This is a genomic window from Furfurilactobacillus milii (assembly GCF_009864005.1).
Taxonomy (GTDB): Bacteria; Bacillota; Bacilli; order Lactobacillales; family Lactobacillaceae; genus Furfurilactobacillus; species Furfurilactobacillus rossiae_B.
Window position 1 is genome coordinate 165,726 of record NZ_WEZQ01000019.1, and the last position, 17,718, is coordinate 183,443.

Annotated in this window: 14 protein-coding genes; all 14 read left to right on the forward strand. The window is 43.4% G+C overall.

The genetic code is table 11. The features are described 5' to 3' along the window. Positions 1-97: 97 nt before the first annotated feature. The 14 genes from GB993_RS10695 (at position 98) to ruvB (ending at position 17,712) form a co-directional block, all read left to right on the forward strand. A complete protein-coding gene (locus GB993_RS10695; RefSeq protein ID WP_161004277.1) occupies positions 98-1,045 on the forward strand; it encodes a helix-turn-helix domain-containing protein in 948 nt (315 codons plus the stop codon). A 21-nt stretch (positions 1,046-1,066) separates the two neighbouring features. After that, positions 1,067-1,651: a CDP-diacylglycerol--glycerol-3-phosphate 3-phosphatidyltransferase gene (gene pgsA / locus GB993_RS10700; protein WP_161004278.1), complete on the forward strand. Its 585-nt coding sequence runs from the start codon at positions 1,067-1,069 to the stop codon at positions 1,649-1,651. Positions 1,652-1,805: 154 nt separating this feature from the next. After that, entirely contained in the window at positions 1,806-3,056 is a 1,251-nt protein-coding gene (locus GB993_RS10705; RefSeq protein ID WP_161004279.1) for a competence/damage-inducible protein A, read from the forward strand. 90 nt (positions 3,057-3,146) lie between these two features. Next, a complete protein-coding gene (gene recA, locus GB993_RS10710; protein ID WP_161000856.1) occupies positions 3,147-4,268 on the forward strand; it encodes a recombinase RecA in 1,122 nt (373 codons plus the stop codon). 178 nt (positions 4,269-4,446) lie between these two features. Beyond that, the gene (locus GB993_RS10715) at positions 4,447-5,205 is read left to right on the forward strand and encodes an ABC transporter ATP-binding protein (protein WP_161004280.1); all 759 of its coding nucleotides are present in this window, start codon (positions 4,447-4,449) and stop codon (positions 5,203-5,205) included. A gap of 13 nt (positions 5,206-5,218) precedes the next feature. Continuing rightward, positions 5,219-7,021, forward strand: coding sequence for an FtsX-like permease family protein (locus GB993_RS10720; RefSeq protein ID WP_161004281.1), 1,803 nt, complete (start codon positions 5,219-5,221; stop codon positions 7,019-7,021). Between the two features lie 109 nt (positions 7,022-7,130). After that, positions 7,131-7,526, forward strand: a complete 396-nt coding sequence (locus GB993_RS10725) for a GntR family transcriptional regulator (protein ID WP_161000859.1) — start codon at positions 7,131-7,133, stop codon at positions 7,524-7,526. Continuing rightward, positions 7,498-8,355, forward strand: coding sequence for an ATP-binding cassette domain-containing protein (locus GB993_RS10730; RefSeq protein WP_161004282.1), 858 nt, complete (start codon positions 7,498-7,500; stop codon positions 8,353-8,355). Before GB993_RS10725 ends, GB993_RS10730 begins: the two co-directional genes overlap by 29 nt. Beyond that, on the forward strand, positions 8,345-9,133 hold the full coding sequence (locus GB993_RS10735) for a hypothetical protein (RefSeq protein ID WP_161004283.1): 789 nt from the start codon (positions 8,345-8,347) through the stop codon (positions 9,131-9,133). The genes GB993_RS10730 and GB993_RS10735 overlap by 11 nt, the downstream gene beginning before the upstream one ends. Positions 9,134-9,276: 143 nt before the next feature. Then, positions 9,277-10,839 carry a ribonuclease Y gene (gene rny / locus GB993_RS10740; protein WP_017261194.1) on the forward strand — a complete coding sequence of 521 codons (1,563 nt, stop codon included), beginning with the start codon at positions 9,277-9,279 and terminating at the stop codon, positions 10,837-10,839. A 243-nt stretch (positions 10,840-11,082) separates the two neighbouring features. Next, positions 11,083-13,710, forward strand: coding sequence for a DNA mismatch repair protein MutS (mutS, locus tag GB993_RS10745; protein WP_161004284.1), 2,628 nt, complete (start codon positions 11,083-11,085; stop codon positions 13,708-13,710). 53 nt (positions 13,711-13,763) lie between these two features. After that, positions 13,764-15,827 carry a DNA mismatch repair endonuclease MutL gene (gene mutL / locus GB993_RS10750; protein WP_161004285.1) on the forward strand — a complete coding sequence of 688 codons (2,064 nt, stop codon included), beginning with the start codon at positions 13,764-13,766 and terminating at the stop codon, positions 15,825-15,827. Positions 15,828-15,915: 88 nt separating this feature from the next. Then, a complete protein-coding gene (ruvA, locus tag GB993_RS10755) occupies positions 15,916-16,518 on the forward strand; it encodes a Holliday junction branch migration protein RuvA (protein WP_161004286.1) in 603 nt (200 codons plus the stop codon). A gap of 186 nt (positions 16,519-16,704) precedes the next feature. Continuing rightward, positions 16,705-17,712, forward strand: a complete 1,008-nt coding sequence (ruvB, locus tag GB993_RS10760; RefSeq protein WP_017261190.1) for a Holliday junction branch migration DNA helicase RuvB — start codon at positions 16,705-16,707, stop codon at positions 17,710-17,712. The last annotated feature ends 6 nt before the right edge of the window (positions 17,713-17,718 follow it).

Genomic DNA, 17,718 nt, shown 5'->3' on the forward strand with positions numbered 1-17,718 from the left:
CACCGTTTTTGTAATTCAATAACAGGAACAGGCTGTTATGCTATACTTAAATTCAACGTGTCATTAACGTATTCTATAAAGATGGAGTCTTTATCTTATGAGTGAGGAAACACCAACGATTGGTCAAAAGTTGCAAGAAGCCCGCAATGCAAAGGGTTTAACAATTGATGACGTTCAACAAAGTACAAAAATTCAACGTCGCTACCTCATAGCCATTGAAGACGGCAAGTTTGATGAGTTGCCAGGCGATTTTTACGTGCGGGCATTTATTAAACAGTACGCCCAGGCGGTTGATTTGAATGGTGATGAGCTATTAAAAGATTATAACGATCAGTTGCCACAGGCGGCTGCAACACATGTCATGCCAGCTGATGAGGCCCCGGCAACACGGGAAAAGACGCCTCAAGTGCGCGAAAGTAACGGAACATTGGAACGGTTACGATCAATCTTGCCAATTGCACTAGTAACGTTGCTAGTTGTGGTTATTCTTGGTGCCATTTGGGTGTTTGCGGTGCGTAATGGGAATAAGTCCAGCAACAATAGTCAGATTTCCAGCAGTGCAGTTAAGGTAAGCTCTTCGAAAGATACTGAATCGAGTAGCTCAAGCAGCGCCAGTTCAAGTAGTTCCAGCAGCTCGTCCAGTAGCTCAAGTTCGAGCAATTCAAGTAGCAGCTCTAGTTCAGATAAGTCGAAGAAAAACAGTAAGGCAAAGTTAGTCTCCGTTTCTACGACGGGCGGTAACAGCACCTATCGTTTGGAAAATGCCCCTGCTACGAACAAAGTTACTATTGCTGCTGACAATGCTTCATCTTGGATGCAAGTTACACCAGCAGGTAGTTCTGCACTTTATATCGGAACAATGCAGAGCGGTAAGTCACAAACAGTCACCTTACCTAACGGCGCAACTTCGGTCGCAATTTCATTTGGTAATCGACCAGCGACTAAGATTCAAATCAACGGTAAAGACGTTGATATTAGTAAAGGGACTGGCAATACTGGTGTCTTGACGATTGAATTACAGGCGGCTACTAGTAAAGTGAAATAACGTATAAGCAGAGGTCACATTGTGAATTTACCTAATAAATTAACGGTTTTTCGAATCATTTTGATTCCAGTTTTCTTGATCATTATGGCAATTCCTTTTAATTGGGGAGTTGTTACGTGGGCCGGCACGAATGTTCCGGTTACGAGTTTGATTGGCACGATTATTTTTATTGTTGCGTCAGTAACTGATTTTTTGGACGGTCGAATTGCGCGTGGACAGCATTTGGTCACAAACTTTGGTAAATTTGCCGATCCACTTGCTGATAAAATGCTGGTAATGACTGCTTTTGTCATTTTAGTTGAGATGGGTAAGGCACCAGCTTGGGTTGTTGCAATTATCGTGTGTCGTGAACTTGCAATCACCGGTTTGCGGTTATTAATCGTTGAAAATGATGGCACTGTGATGGCTGCGGCTTATCCAGGTAAAATCAAAACAACCACGCAAATGTTATCAATTATTCTGTTGTTCTTGAATAATGTGTTCTTTAATAACATTCATGTACCGATGGCTGGCATTCTGCTTTATGTTTGCTTATTCTTCACAATCTATTCAGGAATTGATTACTTCGTTCAAAACCGGAGTGTCTTCAGTGATGGGTTTAAATAAATAACGATTTTTAGGACACCTTTGCAAACTGTGAAGGTGTCTTTTTAAATACTCTTTTCAATTCTTCAGGGCTACGGTTATGTGCAAACTGTTTTATAATTGAAATTGCACGAACATTTGTGACTAAAATGCGTATGTTAGGAGTGAACATCGTTTGCAAGCAGAAATTATCGCCGTTGGTACGGAAATTTTATTAGGACAGATCGACAACACGAATGCGAGTTATGTTGCCCGTGGGTTAGCCGGACTAGGCATCAATGTATTTCATCAACAGGTAGTTGGTGACAATCCGGAACGTTTGGATGATGCCATTGCATTGGCGGAGCAGCGAAGTGATCTCGTTGTTGTGATGGGTGGTCTCGGACCTACCCGAGATGATTTGACCAAACAAGTTGTTGCTAGGCATTTAGGCCGAAAATTAGTGGTTGATGAGCAGGCGCTCAATAAGATTGTTACGCATTATAAAACGACTGGCCGATCGCTAGGTGATAACGATCGATTGCAGGCATTGTATGTGGACGGTGGTCGTTCATTACCTAACGAAAATGGTATGGCTGTTGGTGACTTTATTCATCAGGCAAACTGGACAGACTTTTTAGTCCTGCCAGGACCGCCACGTGAATTAATCGATATGTTTGATCGAACAGTCATGCCGGTCTTAAGGGACACGTATCAAATTGAAGAGCGGCTAAAGTCCCGAGTCTTAAGGTATTTTGGGATTGGTGAAGCAGATTTGGCGCGTCAATTAGATGATTTAATTGATAATCAGACGAATCCGACGTTAGCCACCTATGCTAAAAGCGGTGAAGTCACGTTGCGTTTGACCGCTAACGCCAAGGACGACCAGGTTGCTAATGCTCTGTTAGATAAAATGGAGAAGACCGTTCAAGATCGCATTGGGCAGTACTTTTATGGGTACGGAGACGATAACGATTTGGCCACTGTAGTTGTTAATCAGCTTATTGCGCATCATTTAAGTATTACGGCAGCTGAAAGTTTAACTGCTGGTTTATTTCAAAGTACGATTGGATCGGTTCCTGGCGTTTCAGCTGTTTTTCCAGGCGGTTTTGTAACGTATGCGGCTTCTGCGAAACACGAGCTGATTGCTGTTCCACAGTCTGTGATTGATCAATTTGGCGTGGTTAGTGAGCAGACAGCTATTTGGATGGCACAGCAATCGAAGAAATTGTTGCATACAGATATCGCGGTTTCATTTACTGGGGTTGCAGGTCCAGACGAGCTAGAAGGTCATCCGGCTGGCACAGTTTGGATTGGCTTAGCATATCGTGATGAACCAGTAGTTGCACATGAATATCACTTTGCGGATGATCGCCAATTAAATCGTTGGCGATCTGTACTAAACGGATTGGATCTGATTCGTCGTGCCATCAACGATCATAACTGATGCGAACTTTTGTTCGATTTTTCTTGCTTTTTGTTCTATTACTCGGTATCATAATGACATTAGGTTATGTGATTGAAGGAGGATTTGCCCTTGGCAGATGCACGTCAGGCAGCCTTAGATGCTGCACTAAAAAAAATTGAAAAAAACTTTGGTAAGGGATCCATTATGCGTTTGGGTGAAAATGTAAACACTCAAATTTCCACGATTCCTTCCGGCTCTCTGAAACTGGACGATGCACTGGGCGTAGGTGGTTACCCACGCGGGCGGATCGTTGAAGTTTATGGTCCTGAATCATCAGGTAAGACAACAATTGCGTTACACGCTGTTGCTGAAGTTCAAAAGATGGGTGGCACGGCGGCGTACATCGATGCCGAAAACGCGTTAGATGCCCAATATGCTGAAGCCTTAGGTGTCAAAGTCGATGACTTATTATTGTCTCAACCAGATACTGGTGAGCAGGGATTGGAAATTACGGATGCGTTAGTTTCCTCTGGTGCGATTGACATTGTTGTCATTGATTCAGTAGCTGCTTTAGTTCCTCGCGCTGAAATCGAAGGTGAAATGGGTGATGCTCATGTTGGCCTTCAAGCACGATTGATGTCACAGGCTTTGCGGAAACTTTCTGGAACCATTAACAAAACAAAGACCATCGCAATCTTTATCAATCAGATTCGTGAAAAAGTTGGTGTGATGTTTGGGAATCCAGAAACGACACCGGGTGGACGGGCACTTAAGTTTTATGCCACAATTCGCCTAGAAGTACGTCGTGCTGAGCAGATTAAAGATGGCACTGAAGTGAAGGGAAACCGTACTAGGATTAAGGTTGTTAAGAACAAGGTAGCTTCACCATTCCGTGTTGCGGAAGTCGACATTATGTACGGACACGGCATTTCTCAATCGGGTGAACTGCTGGACATGGCGGTTGACAAGGATATTGTCGACAAGTCTGGTGCTTGGTATTCGTATGATGGTGAGCGAATCGGTCAAGGCCGTGAAAATGTTAAGGCTTATCTAGAGGCCGATGAGCATCAAGCAATGCGTCAAGAAATCTATGATAAAGTGCGTAAGGCATATAATATGGATGGAAACGCAGACGATGAAGATTCGGAATCTACTGAAAACGATACGAAAGACGCTAAGACAGCAAAAGCATCATCCACTAAAGCGGCTAAGTCTTCAGCAAAGGGCAGTGAAACAACGTTAGATGTTTAACTGGATGTTTTGTGCTCAGGAATGAAACGCTTTAAAAAATAATCAAATCAATCAATTTTCAAAAGACGCTGATACTATGTTAGCGTCTTTTTTTGCAGAAAAAAGTTGACTTTTGTCTTCATTACTTATACAGTTAGTCACACAAGTAATTAACCGCATAGGTGATGGAGGAGATATCATGCAAAAAACACCAGTAGTTTCAGTTAGTGGGTTACACAAAACCTATGGGCGTAAGAATGAACAACAATATGAAGCTTTAAAAGGAATTGACTTTACGATTGATGAAGGCGAATTTGTTGGCATTATGGGGGCTTCAGGGTCGGGTAAAACAACGCTCCTCAACTTACTATCTACACTCGATACGCCAACAAGTGGCAGTGTTGAGGTGAATGGGCAAGATATAACCGGGTTCAAGGGAAAAGCATTGTCAGATTTCCGTTCAGAAGAAATTGGTTTTATCTTTCAGGACTTCAATCTTCTAGAAAGTTTGACGGCTAAAGAAAACATTGCTTTGCCGTTATCACTTCAAGGGGTAAAGAAAGCGGAAATTTCAAAGGCAGTTAAAGAAGTGGCCACAACATTGTCGATTGAAAATTTGTTGTCTAAATACCCTACAGAACTGTCTGGAGGTCAAAAACAGCGGGTAGCGGCCGCTAGAGCGATTGTTCATCGTCCTGCAATCATTATGGGGGATGAACCAACCGGTGCCTTAGATTCAAAGTCTGCGCGTGATTTACTAGATTTAATGACAGATATTAATAAAAACCAACATGTTTCTGTCCTACTGGTCACACATGATCCTTTTTCAGCCAGTTTTTGTGACCGGATCTTGTTCATTCAAGACGGTCAAATTGGTCAGGAATTAAAAAAAGCTGACAATAATCGCCAAACTTTTTATCAAGAAATTCTGAACCAATTGGGCACTTTTGAACAGTAAGCGGGGGAATGACATGTTAACTAAATTATCATTAGCAGGAATTAAAAATCGGTTTAAAGATTACTTAGTTTTACTTACCGGTCTTATTATCTCAGCCGCTGTTTTTTACATGTTTGCCAATTTAGCGACAAATCGTGAATTTGTTAAATCCAATACTCAAATTTCCATGGCTTCACAAGTTTTTATCTTCGGCATGATTTTGCTGATTTTGATTACAATCGTGTACATTGCCTATGCGAATTCATTTTTGTTAAGCATGCGACAACATGATTATGGTTTATTTATGATGTTGGGTGCTAAAAAGAATCGCATTGGCGAACTGGTTTTTATTGAAACGCTACTGATTGGTGTGATTTCCACCATCGTCGGGATTGTTTTAGGAATAGGCATGAGTATGGGACTATCCCAAATTTTATTTAATCAACTGGGGCTGACTGTGCATCATTTTAATGCCCTCTACTGGCCGGCAATTGTGACCACAATTTGTCTGTATGTCGGGTTGTTTCTTTTATCTGGCATTTTCAATTTAACTAAATTGGTCAGAACACCAGTGCTCAAATTATTACACATAGATGATGAGGTTTATCTACCGAAAAGGCGGCCATTAGTGCAATTAACGGAAATTGTAGCAGGCATTTTGTTGCTAGCAATTGGATACGTTGCTATGGCCAAAATCATGACGCTGCAGTTGCTAGCTGTTCCACTAGCGCTTGTGACGATCACACTTGGTAGCTATTTGCTATTTAGTGCAGTTATTGTCGGCGCTGTTGAATTACTGAAGCAAACAAATTTTGCTAACAAAAAATTGCATAATTTTACATTAGCCCAGATCATGTTTAGAGTTCGTAGCTATACGCGGATTCTGACGATTGTGTCGTTACTATTTGCTTTAGCGTTAGGGGCAATTAGTGTCGGTGCAGGTTTTCAACGACAAGCACCGCAGATGGCAAAATCGACTAGTGCCTATACAATGGCAATTAACGATATGGACAAAAAGGAACACAATCTGGTCAGTCAGTTGAACGACACGCACACGTTGACCTATTCTCAAAAGATTGTTGGCAACACAGTGTACTATAACGAACAAGAATTTGTTGATCATCCTCTGCCGATGTTGGATAGCCGTCAGGCATTAAACGACGGCTCACTCAAGACGCTACCTATTGCTCAGTTTAAAAAGGTAGCCTTGAATGATATGGATTTCACCGGACTGGTCCCGAAAAATGGTCAACAGAAAAGTGAGTTTGCGACTCAAAGCGATTTTGAAAATTTAAATACGGCAACTACTCACACAGTGACAATCATTCGTTTAAATAATGTCCTAGCTCAACGAAAAATTTTGGACCGTTTAGAGAAACTTCAACAGCAACGTTTTCCAGCGCCGACTATGGCGACAGTGGGTGGCTTTCAAACCTACAAAATGTTCAATGCACTCTTCAGTGGCTTAGAATTCATGGGATTTTTCCTCGGCTTTGCCTTTTTGGCGATGCTTGCTAGTTGCCTGATGTTCAAGATCTTGTCGGGCGCAAATAAGGATGTTGTTCGCTACAATATGCTGAACCGGATTGGAACTAGACGGGTGCTGATGAAGCAGGCGGTGCGTGGTGAAATTTTGACACTGTTTGCGCTGCCAGGCATTTTGGGCATTGTCGATGTATTATTCGGATTACAGGTGTTTAAGCCGCTGATGTATCATCCTAATGCCATGACGGGTTGGTCGATTTTGATTTTCTGTGTTTTATACGGTGTTTATTATGGAATCACAACATTAATTTATGAACGGCTAGTGATTCCTAAAGAGCAGATGAACGCCTAATTAATTTAAAAGTTGCTTTTAGGGTTAATTGCTTGATTGACGAAGCAACAGACAATCGCGTATCCTTATCTTGCTAACACATAAAGAAAGCTAAGGCTGGAGAAAAAACATGCACTTTGACTTTGATGGCAATACGCCACTTTATTTACAAGTGGCAGAACAAATTGAAGAAGCCATTTTAACGAATGGTTTTAAGTCCGGGGAACAAGTGCCGTCAACGACCGAGATTTCCAGGGAATTTCACATTAACCCTGCAACTGTGCTAAAAGGTATGAATATTTTGGTTAATGATGAGATTATTGAAAAACGTCGTGGACTTGGCATGTTTGTATTGGAAGGCGCACGTGAACGGATTACGGACAAGCGGCGTACCCAATTTTATGAAGACAACATTCAGCCACTGATTAACGCCGCAAGGCAAATCGGTCTTTCGGAAGCTGTTTTGGCAGAGATGATTAAACGGGGGTATGCAGATAATGGCACTGACAATCACCAAATTGACTAAGCACGCAGGGCGCAAAATGCTCCTTCACAGTGCCAATCTAACGTTTGAACCGGAAACAATTTATGGTCTACTGGGTCGTAATGGGGCTGGCAAAAGCACTTTACTAAATATGGTTGCCGACCGAATCCCCCGGTCAAGCGGTGAAATCACAATTGATGGCCAATCAGTTCACGAAAATGATCATGTTTTACAACGACTTTTTTTGGCCAGCGAAGATAACCTGTATCCCGCTCGTGAACGAGTAAATAACCTATTTAAGATCACGAAGCAACTATACGGCGACTTTGATGATGACTATGCTGAATATTTAGCTAAAGCATTTGGCTTAAATACACGCACCAGTTTTGGACGCTTATCGACAGGTTATCGAACTATATTTAAGGATATTGTTGCACTTTGCGTACCGGCAGATTACATCATGTTAGACGAACCAGTTCTTGGCCTTGATGCTGGACATCGTGAACTGTTTTACCGCGAGTTGATAACTACGTATGCGAACCGCCCACGAACCTTTATTATTGCGACCCATTTGATTGAGGAAGTAGAAACGATCCTAAATAATGTGATTGTGATTAATCAAGGTCAAATTAAACTAGCTGAGCCTGTCGAGTCACTGATGGCTCGGTCATATCGTTTGGCTGGACCAAGCGATGCGATGGCAACGTTCTTGCCTAATGTCAAGGTGCTGTCACAAAGTTCCTTTGGGCATGAAACGAGGGCAATTGTAACGATGATTGGCTCACCGGCGTTACCAGAGGGGATTGCTAAACACGCTTTGGGCTTGCAGGATCTGTTTGTGGCATTAACGGAGGATAGTCATGAAGATTAAACCAGTTTATCAATTTCGTCTTCAGCGTGATGCAAAACTGTTGGGATGGGGTTATTTAGCTTCGTTCGTTGGCTTGTGGTTCATTCCATTTTTGATCAGATGGATGACCAGTGGTCTTAAAGCAGCGTTGCCACTCAAACCGTATCTTGCAACTAATGCGTTAGAGTCGATTATGGTCTTGTTTCTCTTTGTAGTCGGCGCACTTGTGTATCAGGGATTTGAATTATTTATTCAAAATGGCATTTCAAGACGCACTTACTGGACAGGAAAGTTACTGAGTCTGATGACAATTGCTGTTGGTATTTCCTTTATTAATGTTTTATATCGGCTACTGGTAGCACAGCCGCTGGGGATGCGAACATTTGAAAGTGCCGGTCGCGCAGAATTTGGTCACTTCATTCAACACGGCAATATTGATATCTTTTGGTTTTGGATTCGTGCGCTGAGTACGTTGACATTAGCATTGGCGCTCGGTATGCTCGTTGGCTCTGTGTTGGGGCTAATGACGACTAGGTGGAAGATTATTACATTTGTTGCGGCGCCAATCATCGGTCTTGGCCTGCTGACATTTATTTTGTACGCTGGTACAAATGGTGGTCAACCGATTTCATTCACATCAACCTGGTTAGGAAGCCTATTCCGGGTGATGTACGGATTTGATGGCTACATTCGCTATCAACATCCATTAAATTTAGTTATCACAAACTTTATTTTAAGTGCAATCGGTTTGGCTGTTAGTTACTGCTTTAACCGTTTGCTACGCCTAAGACGAATTTAATGAACACAAACGTTAACCATCGTTTATTGACAGCTTGCTCGTTTATCAGTAAACTGAAATTGTGTAATTAATCAATTTAACATCTTACAAGTTTGCGGCTGGCTTAACGGTCAGCCATTTTTGATGAAGGGCGGGAATTAAATATGGTTTACGTTGTAACCATAATCCTCGTGCTCATCGCTATTATTGCCGGTCTGTATGGTGGACTTGCTATTGCCAAGAAGCGTCACGAACGCGATATTGACAATGCCAACAATTCTGCCGCAGCCATCCTAAAGAAAGCTCATCAGGATGCAAAAACCGCTAAAAAAGAGGCTTTACTTGAGGCTCGCGAAGAGAACCACAAGTACCGAACGGACGTTGAAAATGAATTAAAGGATCGACGTGCGGAGGTTCAAAAGCAAGAAGATCGGTTATTGCAACGTGAAGAAGCTCTGGATCGCAAGGATAATACGTTTGAAAAGCGTGAAGCTCAATTAACACGTAAAGAAGACAAGTTAACTAGTGATCGGGATGCACTGAAACAGCAACAGCAAGAAGCAGCAGACCTCATCGATAAGCGACAACAAGAAGTTGAACGAGTGGCGGCTTTGTCTCAAGACGAAGCACGTGATTTAGTTATTCAGGAAACAAAGGATCAGTTGGCTCATGAACGAGCCGTACTGATTAAAGAAAGTGAAGAAGAGGCCAAGATCTCTGCTGATAAGGAAGCTAAGAACCTAATTGTTGCTGCCATTCAGCGGAGTGTTGCAGACACCGTCTCTGATAATACAGTGACGGTCGTTACATTGCCGAATGATGACATGAAGGGCCGAATCATTGGTCGTGAGGGTCGTAACATCCGGACACTTGAAACGTTAACTGGAATTGACCTCATTATTGACGATACGCCGGAAGCAGTTGTGCTGAGTGGGTTTGATCCCGTTCGTCGTGAAATTGCTAAGTTGGCGTTGGAAAAATTGATTGCTGATGGTCGGATTCATCCGGCCAGAATTGAAGAAATGGTTGAAAAAGCACGCAAGGAAATGGACGATAAAATCCGTGAAATTGGTGAACAAACCGTCTTTGATTTAGGCATTCGAGCCATGAATCCTGATTTAATTAAGACAATTGGGCGAATGAACTACAGAACTAGTTATGGTCAAAATGTTTTGAACCACTCTATTGAAGTTGCTAAGTTGACCGCTGTGATGGCGGCAGAACTTGGTGAGGATGTTGCGTTAGCTAAGCGCGCAGGATTATTACACGATATTGGTAAGGCCGTGGATCATGAAGTTGAGGGATCTCACGTTGAATTAGGGGTTGAATTGGCAACTAAGTACCATGAAAACCCAGTTGTTATTAACACAATTGCTTCTCACCATGGTGATGTTGAACCGACATCTATCATCGCCGTCTTGGTTGGCGCTGCGGATGCTATTTCTTCAGCAAGACCAGGTGCACGTTCCGAATCGCTTGAAAATTACATTCAGCGTTTGAAACAGTTGGAAGAAATTGCTAACCGTCACGATGGTGTGGCACAAAGTTATGCCATTCAGGCAGGTCGTGAAGTACGGGTTATCGTTAAGCCTCAGGATATCGATGATCTTCAAGCAACGGTCATTGCCCGTGACATAAAGAATGAAATTGAAAACGATCTTGAATATCCTGGTCATATTAAAGTGACCGTTATTCGGGAAACGAGAGCTGTCGAGTACGCCAAATAGGTGACTTAATAGCATAAGACGACACTTAGCCGAGATTTGGCTGATGTCGTTTTTCTTTGCTGTTAAACATTATTTTTAGTAGGGACCACGTGTTCGAATCAACCCAGACAGTGACCGCAAAAAATGTTAAACTTAGACCATCGTTTTTTGGGGACTTAGATGAAATTGTTTGTTAGTTCTAAGTGGGTGAAGCCACTTACGATGAACGACGAATTTTTTGAAGTAGTGAGGAGTTTACGTTACATGGCAAAAAAGTCAGCACAAGAGAGTATGGAAACGCCAATGATGAAGCAGTATCAGTCCATCAAGGATCAGTATCCTGATGCCTTTTTGTTTTATCGAATCGGTGATTTTTACGAACTATTTAATGATGATGCAGTTAAGGGTGCCCAATTGCTCGAATTGACGTTAACCGCGCGTAACCATAATTCAGCCGATCCAATCCCAATGTGTGGCGTTCCACATCACGCTGTTCAAAATTATATTGATATTCTGGTAGATCACGGGTATAAAGTTGCCATTTGTGAACAAATGGAAGACCCGGCCCTTGCAAAGGGCATGGTAAAGCGACAAGTTATTCAGTTGATTACACCAGGAACGCGCATGGAAACCGGTGTTAGTGGCGCGAAGGAAAATAATTATTTGGCAGGCTTTATCAAACAAGACGATCATTTTGGCTTTGCATATGCGGATGTCTCTACGGGTGAACTGCGAACCGCCAATCTATCGACATTTGATACGGTGATGAATGAAGTCATGTCTGTCGAGGCTAAAGAGGTGGTTGTTGACGACACTGTACCTGCTGAGCTGACTGATCAGTTTAAGCCACTTGGTATTTTGGTCTCTCATCAAACGGAAATCACGACTGGGGCAGAATTGAGCTTTGTAACACAGGATCTGGATGACGGTGTTGAAACGTCAGCAGTTTCCATGCTGTTGAGCTATATGGAAGGCACCCAGAAGCGGAGTCTGTCTCATTTGCAGCGCGCAATTGCGTATGAACCATCCTACTATCTTAAAATGGATCATTATGCCAAACGGAACTTGGAATTGGCAACTAATATTCGTACCGGCAAAAAATCCGGCACACTTTTATGGTTGTTAGATGAAACTAAGACAGCGATGGGTGGTCGGTTATTAAAGCAATGGTTGGATCGACCACTGTTGTCACTGGATGAAATCAAAGCACGTCAAGACAAAGTGGATGAGTTGCTTCAACATTATTTTGAACGCTCAAATCTACAGGATGAGCTGGTCAAAGTTTACGATTTAGAGCGGCTGGCTGGTCGAGTGGCGTTTGGTAGTGTGAATGGCCGAGATTTGATCCAATTGAAGACTTCATTGCAACAGGTGCCAAAAATCAAATATGTTTTAGAAGAGTTGGATCAAAACGTGTTTGGCGACATGTTGACTGGATTAGATCCTGTTGATGATGTTGCTGAGCTGATTGATCGTGCTATCAACGACGATTCCCCAATATCAGTGACTGACGGCGGTGTCATCAAGGATGGTTATGATGATCAGCTTGATGAGTATCGGGATGCAATGAAAAATGGCAAACAGTGGATTGCCGAGCTTGAGGCCAAAGAACGGCAAGCCACTGGGATCAGTACCCTTAAAATTGGTTATAACCGGGTATTTGGGTACTATATTGAAGTCACCAAGGCGAACCTTAGCAAGTTGCCAGATGATCGTTATGAGCGTAAGCAAACACTGACTAACGCGGAACGGTTTTCAACACCAGAATTGAAGGAAAAGGAAACGTTGATTCTGGAGGCTCAGGAAAAGTCGACCGCCTTGGAGTATCAACTCTTTACTAAGGTTCGGGAGGTCGTGAAGGCTGCCATTGGCCGTTTGCAACGACTGGCTAAAGCATTGGCCAGTTTAGATGTCTTGCAGAGTTTTGCCGTCGTTTCAGAAAACTATCGTTTTGTTCGCCCTGAACTGAATAACGGGCATGATTTAGAAATTGAAGATGGTCGTCATCCCGTTGTTGAAAAAGTACTCGGAAAACAGGAATATGTGCCTAATGATGTCCGAATGGCTGACGATACAACTGTGCTGCTTATCACTGGACCGAACATGTCTGGGAAAAGTACCTATATGCGTCAACTGGCATTAACCGTCGTGATGGCCCAAATGGGTTGTTTTGTGCCTGCTAAATCCGCTAGTATGCCGGTGTTTGACCAAATTTTCACCAGAATTGGTGCAGCAGATGATTTAATTTCCGGTAATTCAACGTTCATGGTTGAAATGCAGGAGGCTAACGATGCGTTGATGCATGCGACCGCTAATAGCTTAATCTTATTTGACGAAATCGGCCGGGGCACTGCGACCTACGATGGAATGGCATTAGCCCAAGCAATTATCGAGTATGTTCATGATCACGTTCATGCTAAAACTCTGTTCAGTACGCATTACCATGAATTAACAGCACTGGATGAATCTTTGCACGCGTTGAAAAACATTCACGTTGGCGCGGTCGAAGAGAACGGTCAACTGGTATTTCTTCATCAAATTCAACCGGGACCAGCTGACAAGTCTTACGGGATTCACGTGGCTAAGCTAGCGGGGATGCCGGATGGGTTGTTGTCTAGGGCTAGCACAATTTTGCAAGAGCTTGAGGCTAATGCAGGTGAAACACCAACGCCTGTGAATGTTGATGAACCTTTATCAGAGCCAGCACCGGAACCTGCGTCAAAACGAAAGCAGACGGCAACGAGCAAACAGTTGGCGTTGTTTGAAACGCCGACGATGGATCCGAAGGTTGCAGATATTATCAAGGATTTAAAACAGATGAATTTAATGGGTATGACACCGATGGATGTTATGAACAAGTTTTATGATATTCAACAAAAACTACAGTCATAATTTGACCATTATTCAAAATGAAGCGGTGAAGGTTAACAAGAGGATTAAACAGTATGGCAAAAATTCATGAATTACCCACTGTCCTCGCAGATCAAATTGCTGCTGGGGAAGTGGTTGAACGACCGGCATCAGTGGTGAAAGAGCTTGTTGAAAATGCCGTTGACGCGCATGCTAAAACGATTGATGTGCTGGTGGAAGAAGCAGGACTAAAATCGATTCAAGTAGTTGATGATGGGGTTGGCATTGCGGATGAAGATGTCGAAATGGCCTTTTCAAGGCATGCGACCAGCAAAATAACCTCACGTGAAGATTTGTTTCGTGTTCACTCGCTGGGATTTCGTGGTGAAGCGTTACCTAGTATCGCATCGGTTGCCGATGTTTGGCTAAAAACGGCGACGGGTAAGGGTGCGGGAAGTGAAGTGCACATCAAAGGCGGCGAAATTCTGACACATACGGCCGCGCAGTCACGACCAGGGACTGAAGTAACCGTCAGCGATTTATTTTTTAATACGCCGGCACGCTTAAAATATTTAAAATCACCGCAAACTGAACTAGCCAACATTGTGGATATTGTGGACAGACTTGCACTGGGGCACCCAGATGTCGCCTTTAGCTTAAGTCACAATGGACGCGAACTATTGCGGACAGCAGGGCGTGGAGACAGTCAGCAGGTTGTTGCAGGAATCTACGGTGTTCAAACGGCCCGCAAGATGGTAGCGATAGAAAATGAGGACGCCGATTTCAAACTGACTGGTTATGTATCGCTGCCTGAATTGACGCGTGCTTCACGTAACTACATTTCGATTCTGATTAATGGACGTTACATTAAAAATTACCAACTGACGAAAGCTCTCATTAAGGGCTATGGTTCCAAACTGATGGTAGGGCGTTATCCTATCGCCGTCCTTAATTTAACGATGGATCCATTCTTAGTTGACGTTAACGTTCATCCAACTAAACAGGAGGTTAGGCTAAGTAAAGAGCCTGAACTCGCGGATTTAATTGACAAGGCGGTTTATAACCGGATTGCGCAGGAAAACCTAATTCCTGACGCTTATCAAAATTTACGTGGTGAACCAAGTTTGGATTCAAATGCGTTAGCACAGCGACTAAGCGAAGCATCGACCACTAGGAATGCGGATGTGAATGTTCATTATGCGCGGCCACAACAGTTAGCGGGACGGCAACCGCAACCGGTAGCATCATCTTCACCAGTTGTGGATTCAGGTTCAGAAACAGATGCTGAAACGACAGCCAGGGATGATGGTAACGTTGGCACAACGTTGCCAAATGCCTTACCAACACAAACATTGGCACCTGTTGTGGTGCATCATGTGGACGACATGGCAGACGCTTCAGTTGCGGCTTTCGATGCGCGCTATGCTCATGATGACACGACACCATTCGGCGATGAAGAAGCACCTCAAGTACCAATGCCAAATGAGGAAACGGAAATGTTACCGGATCAATCAACCAGTAGTGATGGTCAACGCCGTTTTCCAGAATTAACTTACATTGGTCAAATGCACGGCACCTTTCTGTTTGCTCAAGCTGAAGATGGTCTTTACCTCATTGATCAGCATGCCGCTCAGGAGCGAATCAAGTATGAATACTACCGTGTCAAAATTGGTGAAGTTAGTCGTGATTTGCAAAACCTGTTGGTACCGATCGTTTTGGACTATCCGACTAGTGATGTCTTAAAGATTAATGACGCTAAGGATAAGCTCGAACAACTGGGATTATTTTTGGAACCGTTTGGCAACAACAGTTTTATTGTGCGTCAGCACCCAACCTGGTTTGAAGAAGGTCAAGAAGAGTCAACGATTCGTGAAATGATTGACTGGGTGCTGACTGATCATGATTTAACGGTTGCCAAATTCCGTGTAAAAACGGCGATTATGATGAGTTGTAAACGGTCAATTAAGGCCAATCATCATTTGGATGAACGGCAGGCGCGGGCGTTATTACACGATTTGGCTCAGACACAAAATCCGTTTAATTGTCCACATGGGCGGCCTGTCGTGGTTCATTTTACTAACGCTGATATGGAAAAAATGTTTAAGCGAATCCAGGATTCTCACGAATCGTGGGCAGAGTTTGATGAGCATGAATTTTAGCGTGTGGTTTGACTTGGGATGGTTTTGAGTAATGACGAGCTCTCGTTCAGACTGTTTAAAGTTGGCCGATGCAAACGGAGGAAAATGAATGTTTGAGTATTTAATTGGTCTCGTGACGGTGGTGACGCCGGCCTATGTTGTTCTTGAAGTAAACGGGGTCGGCTATTTGTTACAAACAGCGAACCCGTACCGGTTTCAAGAGGATTCTAAAAAGAACGTTAAAATCTACGTTTACCAAGCTGTTCGCGATACTGACATTAACTTGTTTGGTTTTGTCGATAGTGAAGAAAAGCAGTTATTCCTAAAACTGCTTAACGTATCAGGTATCGGTCCCAAGAGTGCACTGGCCATTTTGGCAAACGAAGATCATGGCGGCCTAATTAGTGCAATTACAAATAATGATGTTAAGTATCTGACGAAGTTTCCTGGTATTGGTAAAAAGACGGCACAACAAATTGTTTTGGATTTACAGGGGAAATTGGGCGATATTGGAATCGTTACGTCAGCTACAGAGGTCGAAACAGGACCTACTGTTAATTCATCAGCTCTTCGTGATGCGTTGGCGGCGCTTAGCGCATTAGGCTACAGTGGTACCGACGTAAAACGGGTGGCAAAAAAATTAGATGATAATCAAACAACAAGTACGGATGCCTATTTAAGTCAGGCCCTACGTTTGTTAACTCAAGCGTAGTATGATTGAAAGAGTGATGCCGAAGCCCGGGAGAAGTTGAGCAATAACGGGAAGGTGAAGTATTCGGTGAATTTCCGAATCATTCAGCTTCATCTTATGCACAGACTTCTGGGCGTTAGGTGCACGTTTGAGAGTGATGCCGAAGCCCGGGTAGAAACCAGGCAATAAACTAGAAGGGGGACTGTTATGGACGACGAGTTAATGTCAAATGAGCCTGTGGATGATCAGGAAGAGTCTTTAGAGCGTTCTTTAAGACCCGCAACGTTGGCACAGTATATTGGTCAAGATACCGTCAAACATCAGTTAGAAGTTTATATTCAGGCTGCTAGTGCCCGTGAAGAATCATTAGACCACGTGCTCCTTTATGGACCACCTGGCTTAGGGAAAACAACGCTTGCCATGGTGATTGCTAATGAAATGCACGTAAACATCAAAACAACTAGTGGTCCAGCGATTGAAAAGCCGGGTGACGTAATTGCCTTGTTAAACGAGCTTCAGCCCGGCGATATTTTGTTCATCGATGAAATTCATCGTTTGCCAAAAATTGTCGAAGAAATGTTGTATTCCGCAATGGAAGACTTTTTCGTTGATATTGTTGTCGGCCAGGGTCCCACAGCTCATCCGGTGCATTTTCCGCTGCCTCCGTTTACTTTGATTGGGGCGACTACGCGAGCAGGTTTACTGTCAGCACCTTTGCGTGATCGATTCGGGATTGTGGAACATATGAACTATTATTCGACCGCTGACTTGGAAGAAATCACGTTACGTTCTGCCGATATCCTTGCGACTCAGATCGTTAAGGAGGGGGCTCATGAAATCGCCCGTCGTTCTCGTGGCACCCCCCGAATTGCTAACCGGCTATTAAAACGGGTGCGCGATTTTGCTGAGGTTAGTGATCACGATGCCGTTGATGCTGAAATCGTAGATCATGCGCTAAAAGTCTTAGGCGTGGATGATCTCGGCTTAGACGAAGTGGATTTAAAATTGCTTCGAACCATGATTAAATATTATGATGGCGGACCGGTTGGCTTGACCACATTGGCGGCAAACATTGGTGAAGAATCGGATACGATTGCCGAAGTTTATGAGCCATACTTGCTACAAATTGGCATGATCAAACGAACACCACGGGGTCGAACCGTGACTTCGGCAGCTTACCAACATTTAAAAATTCCCGAACCAAAAGGGGACTAATTTGCT

Coding starts and splice junctions, on each gene's coding strand:
- ruvA (WP_161004286.1), top strand. CDS start 15,916: ATGTTTGAGTATTTAATTGGTCTCGTGACGGTGGTGACGCCGGCCTAT.
- mutS (WP_161004284.1), top strand. CDS start 11,083: ATGGCAAAAAAGTCAGCACAAGAGAGTATGGAAACGCCAATGATGAAG.
- GB993_RS10695 (WP_161004277.1), top strand. CDS start 98: ATGAGTGAGGAAACACCAACGATTGGTCAAAAGTTGCAAGAAGCCCGC.
- GB993_RS10725 (WP_161000859.1), top strand. CDS start 7,131: ATGCACTTTGACTTTGATGGCAATACGCCACTTTATTTACAAGTGGCA.
- rny (WP_017261194.1), top strand. CDS start 9,277: ATGGTTTACGTTGTAACCATAATCCTCGTGCTCATCGCTATTATTGCC.
- GB993_RS10720 (WP_161004281.1), top strand. CDS start 5,219: ATGTTAACTAAATTATCATTAGCAGGAATTAAAAATCGGTTTAAAGAT.
- ruvB (WP_017261190.1), top strand. CDS start 16,705: ATGGACGACGAGTTAATGTCAAATGAGCCTGTGGATGATCAGGAAGAG.
- GB993_RS10730 (WP_161004282.1), top strand. CDS start 7,498: ATGGCACTGACAATCACCAAATTGACTAAGCACGCAGGGCGCAAAATG.
- GB993_RS10735 (WP_161004283.1), top strand. CDS start 8,345: ATGAAGATTAAACCAGTTTATCAATTTCGTCTTCAGCGTGATGCAAAA.
- mutL (WP_161004285.1), top strand. CDS start 13,764: ATGGCAAAAATTCATGAATTACCCACTGTCCTCGCAGATCAAATTGCT.
- GB993_RS10715 (WP_161004280.1), top strand. CDS start 4,447: ATGCAAAAAACACCAGTAGTTTCAGTTAGTGGGTTACACAAAACCTAT.